Below are 19255 nucleotides of genomic sequence, written 5' to 3' on the forward strand. Positions count from 1 at the left end.
GCCGGTGGCCCAGCACGAATATCAAACCGGTGGACTCTCGTTATAACTGCGGGGACCAGCGGGGGGCAGGTCAGAGTGCTCGTATGACTGGTCGTAGAGCCCGAGACTTCCTGCACCACCAACGCCCTCGTCAAATGCGGCAAGCATCCCGGCTATCGACGATGCAACAAGGCGGCCTGCTGAACAGCCTTACAAACAGCCCGCGATCAGACGACGACCCATCGAATCGATACTACCGCTGCCGGCGACCCTCTCGAATGCCATGGAGAAGATAGTGCTCAAGCGGATTTGAGCCGCTCGCTGCCACGTCAGGATGAATTGCGAGGTAAGAGCACTCGTCAAACAGCTCTTGCCTTGAAAGCGATTGCTCTATTTTGTGCATCTTCAATCGGTGCGGCAACAGATACCACCATGCTGGAGCTGCGAGTATAGACGCGTTAACTTTGAGGAGCCAATCGACTCTGCCCAGGCGCGCTTCAGATTCCGCTAAGGCGCCATCGCGTTCTCGGGCCAATTGATCGCAGAGCCGCTGCGATTCGTAGGCGGCATTATGAAGTGCTAAAATCTGTTCCGATAATTTATTAATCTCATTAATCGCGGCAGCCTCACGAATTTCCAACACTAATAGCTCTTCACGGAGAAGTTCCATTCCACGATGGACATCGTCGTACTTAACTAATAGTATATCCAGCTTCTCTTGAAGAAATTTGGCTGAACCTCGCGCAATATCAAGGGCGTCTGCAAGGTTTTTCTGCTCGTGTTCAGCAGCCTCCCTCCGACCACGCTCCGCTTCCGCCTCGGCACGCGCTCGAGTAAATAATTGACTTCGCTCCCACTGCACCAGTTGCAACTCAGCTGATTGACTTTGACTCCGAAGAGCGACATCCGCCTGAGCTACCACCGCCCTTTGGCTGGTCTCTAATTCGGCCTCAAGCTGTCGAATTCTCGCCAGACCAGCACCTGATTGCCCAGGAACCGGCCCTCCCACAATGCCGATCTGAGCAAATGCAGCCGACGCTGCATCAAACTTATTTCTGATTTGGTCTAGTCGCCTTCGCCCTTCAGAGGTCTCACCTTCGACGCTCCACCGACAAAGAATCGAAAACACTTCGCTCGCCCAAGCATGGACTTCGTCTTTAATTGGCTTTTGTTCAAACTTCGTCGAGAAATGACGGTGCCGAACCGTCAGAAAGCCGGTGATCTCCGCTTCCACTGCAGGACATCGATTGGGGAATCTGATGCCCAAGCGGTCTTCCATTCTTTTCACGACCGCTTCCCAATCTTCCAAAAGGTCATCATATCTGCAAAACGCCCGAATAATCCCACGACTACCATGTTCAGCGTCGAGCGTGTACCTGAGCCAGAGCAGGTGAGCGTAACCGCTCACGATCAAATCGCGCTGCTGAAGCGAGCTGGCGACCTCTTCAGGGGATCTAATTGGTAGTAGGGCGCGAGTTTCGATATCCTCTGATTGCATAGCAAGGAACCAAAATCGCGATAGTCTGCAGATTCTTGGATCCTTTAGTACAATGAGGGGGTAGGACTCGTACTCCTGGCGCAGAAGAGTGCGTGCGCGACCTAGGAATTCCGCGCTTTCCGAGGAATCCACCGATGCCAAAGAGAGTGGCCGCCAATCATCCCAACGAGAGCCCGCCGACGCAAGCAGTTCCTCGTTGAAGGAGACGACCGCGCTGGGCTCCCAGTGCCCCGTTTCATTCGAATCGGCCGGTCCAATTAGATCGTTCGGGAGATGAGCACCAAGCAGATTGAGGGCCCTCGTCAATGCGCTTGTGCCAGACCGATGCATGCCAAGTATGATAATGCCCAGCCGGCTACTAGACCGCGCGCCCGCTCTATCGCTGCTCACAGCGCGCTCAACTCCTTACTCCAAGTAAATGTATGTTCACACTTTTGTACCAAACGTCCTAGACGTTCAACGAACGCAATATGATAAACCTTAGGTTCCATGCCAGCTTGCCAAAGCCTCCTCGGCGTTCGAGATCACTTTTGATCTTTGCGTTAGAGTGGATTGCATCGGCGATAGATTACCTCTCAGTCTGATCCTGGTTCGGCATTCCTGTCGGAGGAGGAGACCGGCATGGATGTATCATTCTTTATAGATCGATTCGCGTGTTCGGTTTATGGCTGCGCGTCACGGCGGACTCAGCTGTCGAACCGCGGCAAGATGTTTGTGGCACGCAATCCGAAAAGGGTCACACGCTGAAACGCTCGGACAGAGCGAGCAGGTCACCGTGGCAACCGACGCAAACAACAAACAATTTGAGTAGCGTGCTGCTTGCCTCATGAGAGCCGTGCAGTCACCTGCCGCGCCTGTTGGAGCGGAGCCGCACCAGCATCGGTCGTGAGCCGATCGATCGCGTCATCGCGAACAATGATAGCGAGTAAGATAGTACGCGCAGCTGCAAAATCTCCATCTCGCTTCCACTTCGACATTGACAAACTCTTCCCGGACTCGCCCCGCGGTTTAATCAGGCCCCAGGCAGGATATCACCTGAGAGTGCCTACTGGGAGGCCTAAAGCCTCTTCGGAGGCCGTTAGCACCTCTTCGACCGTAATACTCGTCAGGCACAACGCTTCCTTGCCGCAGAGTACGACATCGTTGAGGGCGCAGCCCGCGCAGGGAACGCGCTTGCTCACGATCACACCAGACCCATCCTGCCCCCATTCGTTCCAGTTGAGGCGCCCCACGTGCAGGCTCACCGTGGGAACACCGCGAACGGCGGCAAGATGCTTCGGACCGGAGTCGTTCGCGATAACCAGTCCCGCACTGGACAGGATTGCATCGAAGCTGGCCGGTGGCATCTTATCGCACAAGTGCAGGCCGTCCTGCACGATTTGGCTGGCCACCTTGCTCTTCGAATCTGCGTCGTCAAAAAACATGACGACCTGCAATATGGTCTTTTCGAGCAGCCGCCGCGCTAGTTCCACATATTGCTGAAGGGGCCAGCGATTGATTGGATGCCGCGAGCCCGTATGAAGAACGACGTACTTGCCGTGCTCAAGGCCGTACCCCGACAGGATGGCCGCACCCAATTCCACGCTGGGAACATTCTGCATCGCCGGTTGCGCCGCAATCGCCATCGCCTCGATCAGCATGGAAACTGTCTTGGCGTGCGAAACCTTTTCCAGAAGGTTTACCTTGTCACGCGAGCGAACGGAGATGCCAAAGTCAAGATAGGTGAACCGATCGGGATTGAAGCCGACCAAGACCTCCGCGGTGCAAAGTAGCAGGAGGGGCCGCGTTTCATCACCGGGCGAAAGATCGATAGCAAGATCGAAGCGGCCGCCGCTCAACATCTCGGCAAGACGCGCTTGTTCTGCCTCGCGCAGGCATCGCCTTTCCGTCGACGGATCATAGTCCAGGGCAACCGTCAGCACCCTGTCAGCGACGCCGCTAGCCTCGACGATGTCGCGCAGGCCAGGCTGGACCAGCGCAGTGATCGACGCCTCCGGAAACAGGGCGCGAAGCCGCGCAAAGGCGGGCAGCGATGCGGACACGTCGCCGAGTTGATCGGCCCGCACTGCCAGAATCGACTGGACTGGGCGGGAGAAGAGACTTCGACGTGCCGGACGGATCAGCGCAGGCAATCCCCGGACATAGGTATCGCAATCCTCGTCCGGGCGAGTCGAGGAAGGAACATACGCGTTCGACTGCGCAAGCTTTTCATCGTCTTTGAAGACGCCGACGTTCACGTACAGGCCGGCCGGCTCGATGCGCGTCCCTGCCTTGATGCTGAGCCAATGACGGCCAGGCGGCAACCGAGCACTGTCGAACCAGAGATTGAAGACCTGTAGCTTCAATGCGCGGTTGAGCTGGGCGGGCCGAGTGGCGACACGCATGAGCAGTTGCTCACCCACGCCCGAGCCGGACCACAGCTCGACATGATCCACGGGCATGACCGACAGGACCCGTCCCCTCAGCGCAACGACCCCGCAGAGCAGCGGTTCAGGAACGCCGTCGCGTTCCATGGTCATTGCTCCGACTTGGTCGAGCTTCACCGCCGCAATGGCGCCACCGGCAAGCCGACGGGGTACGCCGGAGGTATTGCCAAGCGTGCCCAGCATCGCCCTGGCATCTCCAGAATACCGCTTCACTCTTCGCGGCAATGCCGACGCCTGGACAGTGAGAGGCTGCACATCGATCGGTACGGGCAGCTCGCCCGCCTCCGCGGTCACGTGGAACGCGTGCCGGCGGAACCCCTCCAGCTTGTGCGCCTCAGCCGCTTCCGCCAGCGCGGCGGCACGATCCGCGACGCTACCCACCGAATGATAGGCGGACAGGGCGCCCTCAATATCACCAAACGCCCGCAAGCAATTACCGATCTGGATCTTCAGATCCTCGCGCCATGGCAACCAATCAATCGCTCGGCGATATTGATAGACCGCCTCAAGCCACTCGTTGCGCAGACGCGCCGCATCCCCCCGACGAGCGTAAGGGAGACCAAAGCGCAATCGGATAAGCTTCGCCATCCGCAGTGGCATCTTTGAAGCGGGCGGGCGGGCCGCGTTCCCGGCCGGCACGTTCCTGCTCACACGCCACGCCAGGCGATGAAGCCGAAGCAGGTTGCAGGAAAGCCGTCGACGGCCACCTTCAGATGCTGTGGCGCACCGAGCCAGTCCGTGATCGCACCGGGGAGGTCGTGATGGAAGGGCGGCAGATCGATGAAGCGATCGAAAGGCTTGTCCCCAAGCGAAAAATCGAGCGGCGCCACGCGGTGGCCCTCCGCAACCAACCGGCCGGCCAACTGCTCGAAATGGTGGCGCTGGAAAAGAACGGTTCCCCAATTGTCGATCGTCGGACCGTCGGGATTGATATTAAACTCCGTCGTATGTACGCTGACCCCGCCGACCTTCAATACTTTGAGCGAATTCCTGATGAAGTCGAGCCCCTTTTGAATGGAACCGAGATGCTCTAGCGCACACACCGACCAGCAAAAGTCATAATCCTGTAGGTCGGCGGGAATAGAATTCATATCGACATAGCGGAGACTTACCTTCTCGTCGAAGGTCGCTCGATCAACAAGATGTGCATGGTAAGCCAGCTCTAAGTTAGCAGTGTGCTGACTAGTTGTCGCCCAGCCTGCAGCTTGGGCACGGTCCGGCTCCATGTCGGTCATTGTCACATCAATGCCACGAGAGGCGAAATAGCTCGGCAGCGGCTCGACCCCGCACCCGAAACCAAGTCCCCGAGCGCCCGCGCGACGATGACCGTGCTCATGCAGCACTTGCAGTACGTACACCAACTCCCACACTTTGCGATGATAGGTCACCGGGATTTGGAGTTCGCGGCACCAGTAGGCGGACCAAGCGCTTTCGATGTCCGCCTGAATCGATGTCTTGCACGGCAGGCCAAGATAGCCGGGCTCTTGGTCCCCCGACGGAAGCGGCGTTACCTCCGACAGCCTACGCGCAAGATCGTAGCCTAAGGTCTTGATATTCAGATAGGCGAGCGGCAAGTTCTTCACGAGCTCTGAAAGCGCATTGATGTTCGGCCGAGACTGCTCGTCGACAAGACTGAGCAGCAGCTTCATCTTCTCGCGGTCGGTCGACGTCAGCTTAGCAGTCATAGATCAAATCTTTCGACACAGTACGTGAGTTGCAACGGTTACGGACGTGCGCTGACATTATAGCCAGCGGGAAGTTCGACGCGCGATAAAACCGGCCGCGCCGGGCTCGCAGTCAAACTCTGGTCGGTGAGGCGCCAACCGTAATCGAGCGACATCGTGGCCCTTTGACAACATGTTGAGGGAAAGCCGCTCCAGAGCGGCGCGACTAAAGCCTGGACCATAGGCCCCGGTGCCGACGACATGCACTGCCAGACCCGATGGCCGCAAGCAACCGAAGGAGGACTCGATCATGCGCTGCACTGCGTCCGGATCCAGCCCGGGTTCGAGCCAGGCCGAACATACGAAATCGAAGTCGAGCAGGTCACCTTGATGAAGTGCCTGTTGCAGATCCGCCCCCTCCGAAGGCGACGCTCCGCCACTGCGAACGGTCAGGGCGCAGCCCTGTGCTGCCAGCAGCGCAGCGAGGTGGTCGCTGTTGCTGCCAACCAGCAGACCGCGCGCACCTGCCTGAGCCATCTCGAAGACAGCGAGCGCCTGCCACTGATACACGGCGGACCAGGCCGCAAGTTCGTCCGCACCGCCCAGGCCAAGCGCGCGTCGCTGCTGTTCGAAGATGGGTTCGTCTAGTTGCGCGCGGGTCGCGATTTGCGACGTCGGCGCGCCCAGTGTCGGCGCCTCGACTGCGATAATGTGCGCCGCCTTCTTGAAACCGGTGAAGTTGCCGAACCGCGTCGGTGCGCCGTCGCCACGATCCTCCAGATCGATCGCCGTCTCGTCGTACAATCGCTCAACCGTGACGCGCAGATCGCTGGCGGACGCATCGGTCTGTCCGGCGACCAGCCCCATCAAGGCATAGCGCGCGGAGCGAAACGCCTCGAACGTTACTTGGACGTGCCCGCCATTTTGTGCGAGCCGATTGAGCTGGATGCGCTCACTCGTCACCATCGAAGCTACCGACCCCGGCTCGTCCGGCAACAGATGCACGCGCAGCACGAGCGTCCCCTGCTTGGCCTCGAGATCGGGAAGATGAATGGCGAAATTTGCCCTGCCCCGGGCTAGCCGCACATACTCGGTGTGGAACGCGTAGGTCGGATCGGCGTTCGGCGTAGCGCCGCCGATGCCTTTGATAACGCTGGCTGTGTGGCCATGAAACGAGAACGGATCGAGGACCGCCGGCGCTGAACCTCCACTGGACATAAGCTTGTTCATCAACTCCGTTCGGCCCTCGGCGGGACGCGTGGGCAGCGACCCGCCGTACGGCCAACTACCGCAAGGTCCCACCAGCGCCAGTGCCGATCAGAAGCTCGTCGTTCCGACCGGCTAGACCAGCGCCCAACTCAGGAAGCGTGCTCACGCACACCCGCAGCGATCAACCAGCTGATCGAGTATACCAGCAGCGTTGCAATAAGCACCGTCAGCGTGACTCGCCACCGTTCGGGGTACAGGCTCTTTACCGGCGTATTTGGCTCCACGACGTGAACTACATAGAGCTGCTGCCGCTGTGCCTGTTCGCGTGCCAAGGCAAGGGCCGCTGCCGCCGCCTCATACCGCTTTGCGAGAAACTCCTGCTGCAACTTGAGCTGCTCATATCCGCCGATATCCGTCGCGATTGCGTCGCTAGGCCCCGTGAGCTTGGCTGACGCCGCGCTGACCTGCCCTTCAAGTGCAGCCACCGTCGCCACCATGGCACGATACTGGGGGCTGGATGGACTGATGCTTCCGCGCATCACATTGAGCTGGGCACGCGCCGCCGCAAGGCGCTCGTTCAGGCCGCTGACCAGCGCAATTTGCGCCCGCCCCGTAATGAGCGGATCGATATCGGACCGCGATTGGCGGAACTGCGTCATTCGGCCCTGAACATCCGCCAGGTTCTTCTCAGCCGCCGCAAACTGCTGCTTCGCCAGCGCGATAGAGTCGTTGTAGCTGCGCTGGTTCAGCTCGTTCACGCGCGCCTCGCCCAAGCGCAACAGCTTGCGGACGAGGTCGTAGGAATCCTGCGGACGAAAGCTGCGCACGCTCAGCGTCGTGATCCCGGTCTCGGTGCTGTACGAAACGGTCACCATGCGCTGATAATAACGCAGCAGGCTTTCCGGGGTCAGGCTCCTGGTGTCCAGCCGACTGAAGAAGTCGACGCCCGGTAGGCTGTAGCGTTCCACCAGACGATCATGCGTCTTCAGCGCGGCAACAGCGTCATGCGAAGAGAGGTAGTCGGCAACACTCATTGCCTCGCTCTGCGAGGACGTGGCGCCACCTGCCAGACTGATGATCTGACCCAGCCCACCGTTGAGCGCCGGTGCCGCAGGCGACTCCGTGCTTCGCACGAGGAAATGCGCCTCGGAGGAATATTGGTCGGACGCAAAGCCAAACAGATAGACTGCCGTCACAGTTACCGGCGCAACCACTACGACAAAGAAAAGATAATGCGCCTTTATCCATTCAATTGAACGTCGAAGTGCCGAAGCACGATGCTTCTCACCAATTGTAGCGGGCTGTATGATACCATGCATATTCATGCAAGATTGCCTTGTTCAAGCGTTCAAATTTTTAGCGGAGATGAAGCCGCTTGCGGCATCTTGAAATAAACACAAGCCCGAGCCAGGTCTGGATTGCGCATACCGCGATCAAATACCCACCATCGAAATAATCGAGCTTGGCACTGTTGAACTGTCCATAGCGAGCGAGTTCAAAAATATGCGGGAGCGGGAAATAAAGAACGACCGTACGGTATGGTTCAGGAATCCAGGACACTTGGATGAAAGCACAAGAGATCGGTATCATGAAGTATGCATAGGGGTGAACAAGCCGTTCCAACGTGCGATTGTCGTGCGTTGTGCTCGCGATGATCATGGATTGACTCCATGAGCACCAGAACATCGCGACAATAGCCAGGAAGAGGTAAAGCGGCCGGGCCGGAAGCGCCATGAGACCTACGCCCCACAACAGCGCAGACAACAGTATATAGGTCGTAAAGGTGCCGGCCGCTTCGAGAATGGAGCGGGCAAGAACCACATCGAAGATCGTCACCATGCGATGGTAGAGCAGCACGGCACTGCTTTCGACGATGCCCTCCGAGCGGTTCACGATCTGTCGAAACATGATGAATGTCGTGTAACCGAGCACCGTGAAGGCAAGCGGCTTGATGTCGCTGCCATATTCGGTGTGTCCGCTACGATGGAGTAGCGCCATCACGCTGGCGAGGATCATCGGTTCCGCGAAGAGCCACAGATATCCGATATTGTCGCGGCCGTAGCGCGTGTGCAGTTCGCGCATGATGATAGCGCCGATCACGCGCCCCTGCACGGACAAACCTCGCAGGAGCGAACCCCCGCCTCGGCCGCTGGCGATCACAGGTCCCATTGGGGCAACTCAATCCTACGCATTTTGATACCTATCGGGACATGCTGCCGGCCACCATGCCGCCACGCCCGCTGCGAATCCCGATAGCGCCCTACCAGTGCCGTGTCGATGGCTGCACCGCGCGGGTCCGTCAGGCCGATATTTTTACATCGCGTATATTACGGACCGGCGCCACGCCCACCTTCGACCCTTGTGCCAAAACCCCGTTAAACAACGGGCAGACGAAGAGCAAACCATTGTGAGAAAGCGCCTCGCGATTGTCGAGGCTGTGGGCAACTGAGCGCAGGAAGGTCGCCGCGTCGCGGAAGAAATAGACGCCGGCCGATGCGTGCGATGAAATGACCTTCTTCTCTGCTGTTCGCAGCACCGCTCCGTCGGGATCCAGCTCCGCATAGCTGTAAACAGGGTTCGACGACGGGAAGGTGAGCAACAACCCACCAGAATCCGGCGCACGGAAATAGTCAAGTGGATCCACGTCGTCGTCGAAGAGGATGTCCGCCAGATCGATGCAAAGCGGGCCGCCCCCATCGGCCAGGGCGACGCCGCACAGCGCGGTCAGCGCGGCGCCACCGGTGAAGGCACCCAGGAAAACGTGGCGGGATCCGGGATACCATTCGGCAAGGCGTTCGGCGGCGAACGTGCGCGACACAGGCGTATCGCGCAGCAGAAAGACGCAGTCCTTCGCCGAAACGGTGCCGTTCCGCCACCAACTCCGGCCCTCGATGGCACGTCGAAGGAGCGGCGCCCCGTCGACGATACGCTCTGCCCGTGTATCGCCGGCGCCCGTTTCGAAATCGGGGCCGGCTAGCGGGACGATGACCCGCATCAGCGTGCGTGCCGATCGAGATACGCTTCGAGATCCGGAGGCGTGCCGAGGCCCGACATCGCATTCGCCGGCACCTCATACACCCCGATGCGCGCACCGTTACGGATCATGTAGTTGTAAACCGGGCAAGTGTAGAACTCGTTATTCACGCGATCGTTGCGAGCGATCATGTCCACCGCAGCGTCGACGAAGTCGCGGCCTCGGCGGAATAGATAGATACCGACCGTGGCCAAATCCGAAATCGGCTTCTTTTCGGCCACTTCGGTCACAAGACCCTCGTCGTCGAGGCGTGCGAACGACCATTTGGGATCACGCGAAGGGTCACGGAAGACCAGGATCGAACCGTCCAACCCGCGCTTCAGGCAATCCTGGACATAGTCGTCGACAGAAAAGTCGACCAGCTGATCCGAATTGGCCACAAGCAGGGGTTGATCATTGTCAAACGCGGCCCGCGCGAGCAACAGCGTGCAGGCCGTTCCTTCGGTAAGCTGATCCACCTCGGTGAACTGCAGGCCAAGTCCCGAGAGCGTGGCCAGTTCTGCCTCGCACCGCCGTGCGTGCTCGCGGCGCAGCAACACCCGAACCGACGCGCCGCTAGGCGTTACATTGTTGATCACGTGGCGGATCATCGGCCGGCCGAGCACGTCGATGAACGGCTTCGGCTTCTCATACCCTGCCTTGGCGAAACGGCTACCCTCCCCCGCCGCGGGGATGACCACCTGAACCGTCGCCAGAGAAGGCGCCTCTGTCGTTCCCAGCGAACGCAGGATGCGACCCTCCTCATACTCCTCGATCTTCGTCGGCGAGTAGAAGCTATGATACGACGTTGCCGGAATCTCGATGCTACGGACGCTGCCGCCGCCGAGGATGATCTCGTTCAGCGCGGGTGCGATGTAATAGAGCCCCTGGTGGCTGGCGCCCGATTCGATGCACGCCTTAGCCGCGTCGATGAACGTCGCCGCCGTCTTGAAATAATAGAGTCCGCCCACCGCGTGCCGGCTGATGACGCGCTTCTCCGCAGCCTGCGCGACTTCGCCGTTTTCACCAAGGCTGACATAAGACCAGCGCGGGTGAACCGAGTCGAACGTCACGACGCCGGCGTCGCTGCCATGCTGCTGGAAGTCCTTGACGATCTGCTGGAGATCGTCGTCGATGATCTGGTCGCCGTTGGAAATAATCAGCGGCTGGTCGAGTTGAAGCTCGTCGATAGCCATCAGGCAGGTGCACAAGCTGCCCTTTGTCTCTGCACCAAGCTGAACGATTTTCGAACGCCCCTCGGTGATGATTTCCAGTGACCGATCGAGCGAGAAGGCCGCCGCATCCTCTCGACGGATCACGAAGAGGAAGCGCGGCTCCGGGTGAAGACGCTTCAGCCCTTCCACGACACGTTCGATCATCGGCCGACCAGCGACCTCCACCAGCGGCTTGGGGAAGTGGAAGTCCTCCTTCTTGAAGAAGGGCGACTGGGTTGCGAGCGGGACGAGAATTTGCACGGTGAGATTCCTCAGTTCGCTGCGGCAGCGTTGATCGCGTCGATCGTCTGGCGGATGCGGGGATAGGTGACGTCATCGGTTGTACCGATCGTCATTAGATGCGCCCCCGAGGCGCGAGCGGCCTGGATGCCGTGGTCATTATCTTCCAGAATAAGCGTCTCGGCCGGCGTAACCCCCAGCTTTTCCATCGCGAGGTTATAGATCGCGGGATCGGGCTTGCCGCGTTCGACGTGCTGTGCCGACAGCTGGAGATCAAGATACGCATCGAGCTTCGAAAGGCTCATCATCAGCTTGACCGAATCAACAATCGAGTTCGAGCAGACGGCGAGGTGATAGCCCTGTTGCTTCAGGCGCGAGAGAGCATCGCGATGGTGAAACACCGGACGGCAACGAGCATAAGCGATTTCCTGCGTGAAACTCTGCTTCAACCGGTTGGTGAAGTCATGCAGACCCCGCGGGAACCCGCGCGTCTTCGTCAGCATGTTCAACTTGTCGCGCGTTGGAAGTCCGTCGAAGGTAGCGAGATGCGCATCTCGAGCGATTTCCATGCCGAAATGGGTGAGCGCAAGATTCAGCGCCTCATAGTGCCAGTCTTTAGCTTCGATGAGAACGCCGTCCATATCGAAGAGTACTGCTTTAATCATGTTGTCTTCCTCACCTCTCGAAATAGGCGCGTGCTTGATCGGGAAAGTCGGTACACAGTTGCAGCCGCTTTCGAAAGTGGGGTTCGATATTCTTCCAGCAGGCCCATGCATCAAGATGAGGACGGCGGTGCAGTTCCGGCGACACGAGTGCAAGGTCGCCTGCGACGTGCATGCCGGCTTCAGCGATGGCGGAAGCATCAGCGAACGGACGCTCGAAACAATCCATCCACACGCCCGCAGCATCCGCATCGAGCGGGGAAGCCCCCTCGAATTCGCTCCTGCGCACGTAGAATGGAATGCCTGCCTTGCGGTAGCCCAAGAGATCGGGAACCGACATATCGAACACGACATAATTGGTAACGTCAGCCGAGGCCAGGCTGCGCTGCAGCGCTTCCTGCAACCCGTCGGCCTTGACGTTCAGTGCCAGCTTGGTCCGCTCAGGATATTCCAGATATATTTCAAGAAATCGGTCAAAATGCATCGCCCCATCTACCGGGGGATCATGGCTAATCACCAGACCCCCTTCGTGATCGCGAACATCAGTCTCTATCCCGAAACCATTCTCGAATGCGCGCCGGATCGCACGCTCGCTGTTCTTTTCTTCCGGCGTGCGCCAGAAGCCACGATGCGCCAGATAGTCCACGTTCCCCCCTATCAGTCAATATTTGCCCCCGGCCGTTCGCTCAGACTAGCGAGTTCAGGAACTCGGCCATACCCGCAACTGTGGTCCGCCGGGCATCCTCTTCAATCTCGGCGCGCATCTGCTCCACCGTTCGCCGACCCCGATAGATTTCGAACTCAACGGATGAACGCAGGATTTCACGGATCTTGGTCGCGTGTTCGAACAAGATCGTGCGGAGGTGCGTGTGCGGGAAAAGGCGAACCCGATACGCTGCATTGACGGGCGTGTTCGGCGCAACGATTGACTGCAGCAATTGGTACCCGTCCATCAGCCGCTCGAAGGCAGCCCGGTCCACCACCATGTAGCGGTCGCCGACCCCCTCGATATAGGTCGCATGAGGGTCGTGGTCGAACATGCCCCAGTTGGTCTCGCCGGACCGAATCTGGGCGTCGACCAGATTGCCCAGCGGCCCCGCCAGATTGGTGAGATCGGACCGGATTAACAGGGCATGGGTAACCGGCCGAGCCGCCCGCTGTTCGGCCTCGGCAACAAGAGCGCGGTGCGCGGATATGCGGTTCCACATGCGGCCTTGGTTCAACACCGGGATCGAATTGCCGAACACCTCCTTCAGCCGCTCGCCAAGCTCCCCCATGTAGCGCTCGTCTTCCTCGATGGAAACGAGCGCATCGGCGATGAACTGGCCCTGCAACGTCGCCGCATCCAGGCTCTGTGTCTCGCGCCCTTCGTCGATAAGCTTGCGCGTAATCGTCGGTATGTACGCCGCAGCGTCGCGCACCTGCATCAGCCGGTGCGATGCGAGCCGATCCATGATCGGCACCGGGAGCAGATCCCGCAGGAAGGAATAACCGTCCTGCTCCTGAAGCTCGCGCTGGCCGCTGTCCTTCCACGTCGCAATGCCGAAGCTCAGCGAGCCCCCGCTCTCCACGAAAGCGGAGAACTGCTGCTGCAGATAGTCTGCAAGCGGCGCGAGCAGATATTTGCCGAAGCGCACCTGCCCGAACAGGCCGACATAGAGATGCCGCCCGACAGGCGCCGCCTGTGCCGCGTAGGTCGGCGCGAGGCTTCCTAGTGCGGCAAACGCCTCAGGCGGCTGAAGGTCAAGTCGTAGCTTGCGGGCCTTGACCTCCAGAGCGTTGAGCACGGCGGCGGTGCGGAGCTTGCGCGCGCTGTCGTCGGGCGCGGTTACGCTGCAATGGTCCACCATCATACGGGCAGCGGTCTGCGCATAGGCAGGATCGCCCTCATCCGCGAAGTTCAAGAACGCCTTGACGAAGACTGCGTCGGATGCGGCATCCGGCTTGCGCAGCAGGCGATCGACCATCTGACGCGCCTCGTCCCATCGCCTGGTCGCCACCATATAGGCGAGCGCGGTGGAAAGGATGGTCGTCGGCGCATTTTCCGGCAAGTGGCTGAGCAAACGCGCGAAAACGTCTGCGCGCAGATGCAGCGCATCGGGCCTGAGGAAGGTCCATTCTTGAAGATGGATGAACAGGTCGTCCGGTGCGTCGATGGACGCGATCAGATCCTGCAGCAGGGTCTCGGCCACCATCAGACGTGCCGCGTGCATTTGCTGGCTGGGCAAGAGGTCGATGAACGGCGAGGCCAGATCGACGCTGTGGCTGGCAAGCGCCGCAAGCAGATCCTTCCGAAGTCGCGCGAAGCTTGGGACCCCCGCCACGGCCTCTTGGGGGACGCCACGCAACCACGTCATGGCCTCGGACAGGCGACCATTTTGGCGGTGGTGATGCGCCATCAGCAAACGGATGTGCGGATGCGCCTGCAATGATTCCGGCATCCCGGCCAGGATACGGTCCGGCACATCCGATACACTAAAGGTCGTCGTGACGACCAGCAGTTCGAGCGTGGCGCGAAAATGGCTCGGATCGCTTGCCACCAGAGCCTCCAGGCCCACCGCGGCAGCGGCAACGTCACCGGCGTCGCGAATCGCAACCCATTCCGATACCTGGTCATCCAACGACACCGTATTGCCCCTCCCCATCCAGACCTTCCCGTTTCGCGGTCCCCGCAGACGACTTCGCTGCCGTCCAATCATTGCGAAAGCGCCCTTGCCGTGATGAACGGAGAGAACAACTGGTTCAAAATACCGACGAACTTGGAGATGCGATTAATCTTGGCGTTGCTGATATACAACACGTCCCCCTTACGCATCATGAACTTCTGCGCGAGGAAATAACTCTGCGGCTGCATCAGATCCAAGCGGTAGATCGTAGGCTTCGCCTCCGATCCGTCGATAGGTCGCACGTAGCGAAACAGGAAGATCGCCTTTGGATTGGCCAGCGCGTCGTTCGGTCCACCGGCACGCGCGATAGCCTCGGCAAGGCTCAACTCGGTCTGGTCGAACGGAACCTGCGTCACCTTGGTCGCAGCTCCGAACACCGTATAGGTCTGCGGCTCCTTGATAAGCTCGATGACGTCGTCCGCCTGCAGGCGGATGTCATCGGCGGCGCCAACCCGAATCCGATCGAGACGCTCTTCGATCACGCGACCGCGGCGACTGAAGCGCACCAGAATGTCCTGCGCGTTGCTCGCCGTCCCGCCCGCTTCCGCGATCGCCGCGGAAAGCCGCTCGCCGCGCAAGGTCAGCTCGATTCGGCCCGGTTTGCGAACATCTCCGGTCACGTAGACGGTGTTGCTCAGATTGCGCTTGAGCATCACCAGCGCCTGCGGGGCCTGCGAACGACGCGCATATCCCTGCTCGACCATCTTGCCGATTTCCGTCGGTGTTCGCCCGGCCACCATCAGAGTTCCGACATAGGGCAGCTTGATCGTCCCATTCCGATCGACGAGCACCGTGTCGAAATCCTGCGCCCGCGCCGCAGGCATCGGCGCCTCGCCATTCGCTACCATGGCGCCAAACATACTGACGCCGACCTCGAACAGCTTGATCGAAAGCACGTCACCAGGCCCGACAACGTCGTTCGTGGCCGCACCCGCACCTTCGGCGAATTGCGCTAGCGTTATGATCTTTTCATCGGCCTGGCGGCTTTCGTCGACCATGGTGGTAATCAGCGGCAGGGTAATGTCCTGCAACCGCATGCCGATCTGGTCCTGCGGGCTGCCGACCACGCGCGTTACCTGACCCGCCGTCGGGCCGTTCGTTGGCAAGGTCGCACAGGCCGAGAGGCTGGCCGCGCCCGCCATCAACACCCAGGCGCGCGACTTCCGAAACGATTGGGTAAACAGCAACTTTCTCCAGAATTGCGCCGACCCCAATTTCGGCGAACAGCAAGGTCGTTTAGGCATCGCCAGCGAGCCCTTATCCGCAAGAAGACAACAGCTCAACCGGAAGCTGGGCACGCCCAACCAAGGGAGCGTTTCCGGCATGGCGGGCGGCAGGACAACCCACGTCGGCATTGCCTGCCACTACCGCCTTCAGTGCCGAAGCGTGGCAATATTGATGCCGAAATCCTCGCGATCATATGGGAGATTCGGAGAATAGAACGGATCTACCATCAGCTTGCGTCCCCAGCGCGACTGCATGAACCGAACCTCGCTCGCAGCTCGCGCCATCTTTTCCGGCGTATCTTCGGCACCGCGGGAGATACTCTCGTGATGGAATAGCTTCGCGAATGGCGTAAATAGGTTACGATATCCCGCCTCCCGAACGCGCAGACAAAGGTCGACATCGTTGAAAGCAACGCTCAGCTCCTCTTCAAGTCCACCGACCTCAAAGAAGACGTCCTTGCGCAGGAAAAGACAAGCCGCCGTTACCGCAGAGAGGTTTTGGTGAACTTGCAGGCGATTGAAGTATCCCGCCGCATCATGCGGGAAGAATTTGTGCGAGTGGCCCGCACATCCGCCAATGCCGACAATTACGCCAGCGTGCTGAATCGACATATCGGGATAGAATAGCTTCGCACCGACACAGCCGATTTCCGGCTGAATCGCCCACGCTGTCATTTCCTCGATCCAGTCCGGCGTAATCACTTCCACATCGTTGTTGACGAGGGCGATTACCGGACCCTTGGCATGCTCTGCCGCGAAGTTGTTGATCTTGGAGTAGTTGAACGGGTGCGGATAGGGCAGAACCCGTACACCTGCGATCTGCGAAATCTCAGCAAAATATTTTAGCGATTCAGGCTGCACGGAGCCATTGTCGACCACGAGAATCTCGTAGTTGTCATAGGTCGATTTCTCCAAAATCGAGTCCACGGCAACCTTCAGAATATCCACCTTGTCTCGCGTCGGAATGATCAGCGAAACCAGCGGCCGCTCCTCCGGAAGCTCGTGACGAACGCGATAGTGATGGACCTGATCTATGATCTCGACTTTCGCACGCCGCTTGGTTCGTTCCAAATGGTCGCGGACGGAGGCCCTGCCGCTCTCCAGCACATAGTCCTTCTGCTCGTTGCCAAGCGCGGTCGAGCCAGTGAGTGCCCGCCAGTGGTACAAAACGTAGGGCAGATGCCCCACCTCAGACGGCTTGAGGTTCTCCACGATCCTAAAGATGAGATCGTGATCCTGGCTACCTTCAAAGCCGACGCGCCACCCCCCTGCATCGCGAACCAGATCCGTGCGAACCACGGTCATATGGTTCATGTAGTTCTGCGCAAGCAGCAACTCTGGTGAGAAATCAGGCTTGAAATAGGGGTCAAATCGTTGACCGCGCTCATCGAGCTTGTCCTCATCGGAGTAGAGGATTTTGACCTCAGGATGCTCCGCGATATGTTCCGCCGCGAACAGCAGGGCGTGCGGCGCAAGGACGTCGTCATGATCGAGCATGGCAATCCAACTGCCGCTGGCCAGCTCCAGAGCGGAGTTGGAGGCTTGGCAGATATGGCCGTTTTCCGGTCGGAACAGCACCTTAATGCGATGGTCCTGCGCAGCCGCTTCTTCGAGAGTCCGTCGCACATGGGGCTGTGTCGACGCATCATCCGCGATGCAGAGCTCCCAATTATCGTAGATCTGGCCTCGCACGCTGGCGATCATTTCCGCCAACGACGCAGCCGGCGGATTGTAGACGGGCACGACGACGCTGATACGCGGCCGCTGCTTTAGAGCCTCATTCCGCAATTTCAGCTCAACAGCGCCCTTCGCGCTCTGGAATTCGTTCCGAGCGATCCAGTGCGTGTAGCCCGCATCGCCAGAGGGAGACAGAGCACGGGTAAGAACGACGGCGGCAGGCGCATCCGGCCGCCGACTGGCCTCCATCGAGACGCGCAACAGAAGCTTGGAGGTTCCAGCCTCGCCAAGGTCGCCGAATTCCTCCGCGCAATAGGCGTCGGTCGTGAGCGGGGTCACCTCCAGCATGGAAATGCTCGCGGTGCCGATGCTCGCAGCCGGATCCCATCGCGCTGCCAAGAGGCGCCTTGGCGCGGCGACCGTCGCCTTATGAAAGCCGTCGCGATCGGGCACCAACGGAAGGGAGTTGGTTTCACTGAAGCCCGTTCCATAGTCGAGATAAAGCTGCCCCGTGGTCGCATGCCCGTCGATTGCCGCCCGAAATCGGAAGGACATCAGGTCGCCTTCGATCGCGGGTCCTGTCGGCTTCAGGATCAACCACGGATCGCCGCCCGTGAACTCGACGAAGTGCCCGTTGGCCGAGATCTCCATGTCGTTGCTTGCGAGTACTTCAACATTCTGGCCGATCTGCTCAAGCCGCTCATGCAGCGAAGCCAGCTTCTGCGCGGCCTCGACACCGGCCCCGAATTGCAACCGCCGCACGACTTCCTCAACCACCCAGGTGAGTCTACGACCTTGCAGCGCGTGCGCAATCGCCGGCTGTGTCAGCGCTTCTGCGATGATGGCGGCAGCGTCCAGGGACTGCGTTCCTTCAAGCAGCAGCCTGTCGGATGCCCAGGCAGCAACTGCCGATGGAACCAGATGGGTTATATAGCGTCCATCCATCGCCGGATAGGCAACCTTGGCAGCGAACTCGGGCGAAGCAATGAAATCGCATACGGATTCGGCCAGCGGGGTGTCGGGACGCTCAGCGGTGACCAGATCAGATTCGGGAGCCCGCTCCAAAAACAGCAAATAGCAGTTCTGCAGGTCCTCCCGACTGGTGGAGGCCTTCAATCGCGGCTTGCCCAGCCTGTCGGCGAACCGGGCCAGTTCCACTGCTCGGCCATCGCCGAGAGCCGCATCGAGCATACCCCCCAAGATCGGGTAGCGAAGACAAAAACCAAGCATGGGAGCCAAGTCCTGGATCTCCGCCAGTCGGGCCGCATCATGATCCCCCGGCAACAGCAAATCATGTACCCATCGGCGCAAATCGCCCGTCACAGGACCTTCGAATAGATTTGCGTCCAGTTCCCCCTGGAGAAAGGAACGCGTATCCTTTCGAAACTCTTCTGAGAACATGAATGCATGCAGAAGCTGCTGTCGTTCTATGCCCACCTTTTCCGCGATGACGGTTTCGTTTTCCGGTGGACGCCCTAGAATGAGGCGGTAGCAATTGATCACATCCTCGCCGGAAGCGGGCGCTGTCAGCCCACCTTCATTGGATTGATACTGCGAGGCCGTAAACGAAGCCGGTGATCCCGAAAACATGCGCTTTAGCCGGCGCGCTACCTCTTGCATCGAATACTCCATCCCCGAGTCTCAAACCCCCGCTTCAAACAGATAATAGCCGGCGTCGCGCGCGCTATCGCCCAATAGCCGGCCGAGAGACAACCCCGTTTCCGCAGCGCAGCATTGGTTTCCACCGTGGACTTTGTGCCATCCCTGCGGCTGTTTTCAAG

Annotated in this window: 13 protein-coding genes; all 13 read right to left on the bottom strand. The window is 59.6% G+C overall.

Annotation, left to right across the window (positions count from 1 at the left end; all coding sequences use genetic code 11):
* Nucleotides 1-232 precede the first annotated feature (232 nt).
* Nucleotides 233-1477 carry a hypothetical protein gene (locus B215_RS21200; protein WP_152997822.1) on the bottom strand — a complete coding sequence of 415 codons (1245 nt, stop codon included), beginning with the start codon at nt 1475-1477 and terminating at the stop codon, nt 233-235.
* A gap of 1031 nt (nt 1478-2508) precedes the next feature.
* A complete protein-coding gene (locus B215_RS0103665) occupies nt 2509-4491 on the bottom strand; it encodes a glycosyltransferase family 9 protein (RefSeq protein ID WP_019368271.1) in 1983 nt (660 codons plus the stop codon).
* Nucleotides 4492-4550: 59 nt separating this feature from the next.
* Nucleotides 4551-5588 (bottom strand): methyltransferase domain-containing protein, encoded by a 1038-nt coding sequence (locus B215_RS0103670; protein WP_019368272.1) that lies wholly within the window; start codon nt 5586-5588, stop codon nt 4551-4553.
* 57 nt (nt 5589-5645) lie between these two features.
* Nucleotides 5646-6797, bottom strand: coding sequence for a hypothetical protein (locus B215_RS0103675; RefSeq protein ID WP_019368273.1), 1152 nt, complete (start codon nt 6795-6797; stop codon nt 5646-5648).
* A gap of 128 nt (nt 6798-6925) precedes the next feature.
* On the bottom strand, nt 6926-8101 hold the full coding sequence (locus B215_RS0103680; RefSeq protein ID WP_026008905.1) for a hypothetical protein: 1176 nt from the start codon (nt 8099-8101) through the stop codon (nt 6926-6928).
* Nucleotides 8102-8132: 31 nt separating this feature from the next.
* Nucleotides 8133-8945: an ABC transporter permease gene (locus tag B215_RS0103685; protein ID WP_050990124.1), complete on the bottom strand. Its 813-nt coding sequence runs from the start codon at nt 8943-8945 to the stop codon at nt 8133-8135.
* A 130-nt stretch (nt 8946-9075) separates the two neighbouring features.
* Nucleotides 9076-9771, bottom strand: coding sequence for a hypothetical protein (locus B215_RS0103690; protein WP_019368276.1), 696 nt, complete (start codon nt 9769-9771; stop codon nt 9076-9078).
* Nucleotides 9771-11264, bottom strand: coding sequence for a glycosyltransferase family 2 protein (locus B215_RS0103695; RefSeq protein WP_019368277.1), 1494 nt, complete (start codon nt 11262-11264; stop codon nt 9771-9773). The genes B215_RS0103690 and B215_RS0103695 overlap by 1 nt, the downstream gene beginning before the upstream one ends.
* 11 nt (nt 11265-11275) lie before the next feature.
* Nucleotides 11276-11908, bottom strand: coding sequence for an HAD family hydrolase (locus tag B215_RS0103700; RefSeq protein ID WP_026008906.1), 633 nt, complete (start codon nt 11906-11908; stop codon nt 11276-11278).
* 10 nt (nt 11909-11918) lie between these two features.
* Nucleotides 11919-12551: a hypothetical protein gene (locus B215_RS0103705; RefSeq protein WP_019368279.1), complete on the bottom strand. Its 633-nt coding sequence runs from the start codon at nt 12549-12551 to the stop codon at nt 11919-11921.
* 40 nt (nt 12552-12591) lie between these two features.
* Nucleotides 12592-14604 carry a hypothetical protein gene (locus B215_RS0103710; protein WP_152997824.1) on the bottom strand — a complete coding sequence of 671 codons (2013 nt, stop codon included), beginning with the start codon at nt 14602-14604 and terminating at the stop codon, nt 12592-12594.
* Nucleotides 14601-15926, bottom strand: coding sequence for a polysaccharide biosynthesis/export family protein (locus B215_RS0103715; protein ID WP_082664461.1), 1326 nt, complete (start codon nt 15924-15926; stop codon nt 14601-14603). Before B215_RS0103715 ends, B215_RS0103710 begins: the two co-directional genes overlap by 4 nt.
* Nucleotides 15927-15944: 18 nt before the next feature.
* Nucleotides 15945-19094 carry a glycosyltransferase family 2 protein gene (locus tag B215_RS20540; protein ID WP_160327954.1) on the bottom strand — a complete coding sequence of 1050 codons (3150 nt, stop codon included), beginning with the start codon at nt 19092-19094 and terminating at the stop codon, nt 15945-15947.
* Between the last annotated feature and the right edge of the window lie 161 nt (nt 19095-19255).

Origin of the sequence: Sphingomonas sp. ATCC 31555 (genome assembly GCF_000282895.1) — a bacterium.
Classification (GTDB): Bacteria; Pseudomonadota; Alphaproteobacteria; order Sphingomonadales; family Sphingomonadaceae; genus Sphingomonas.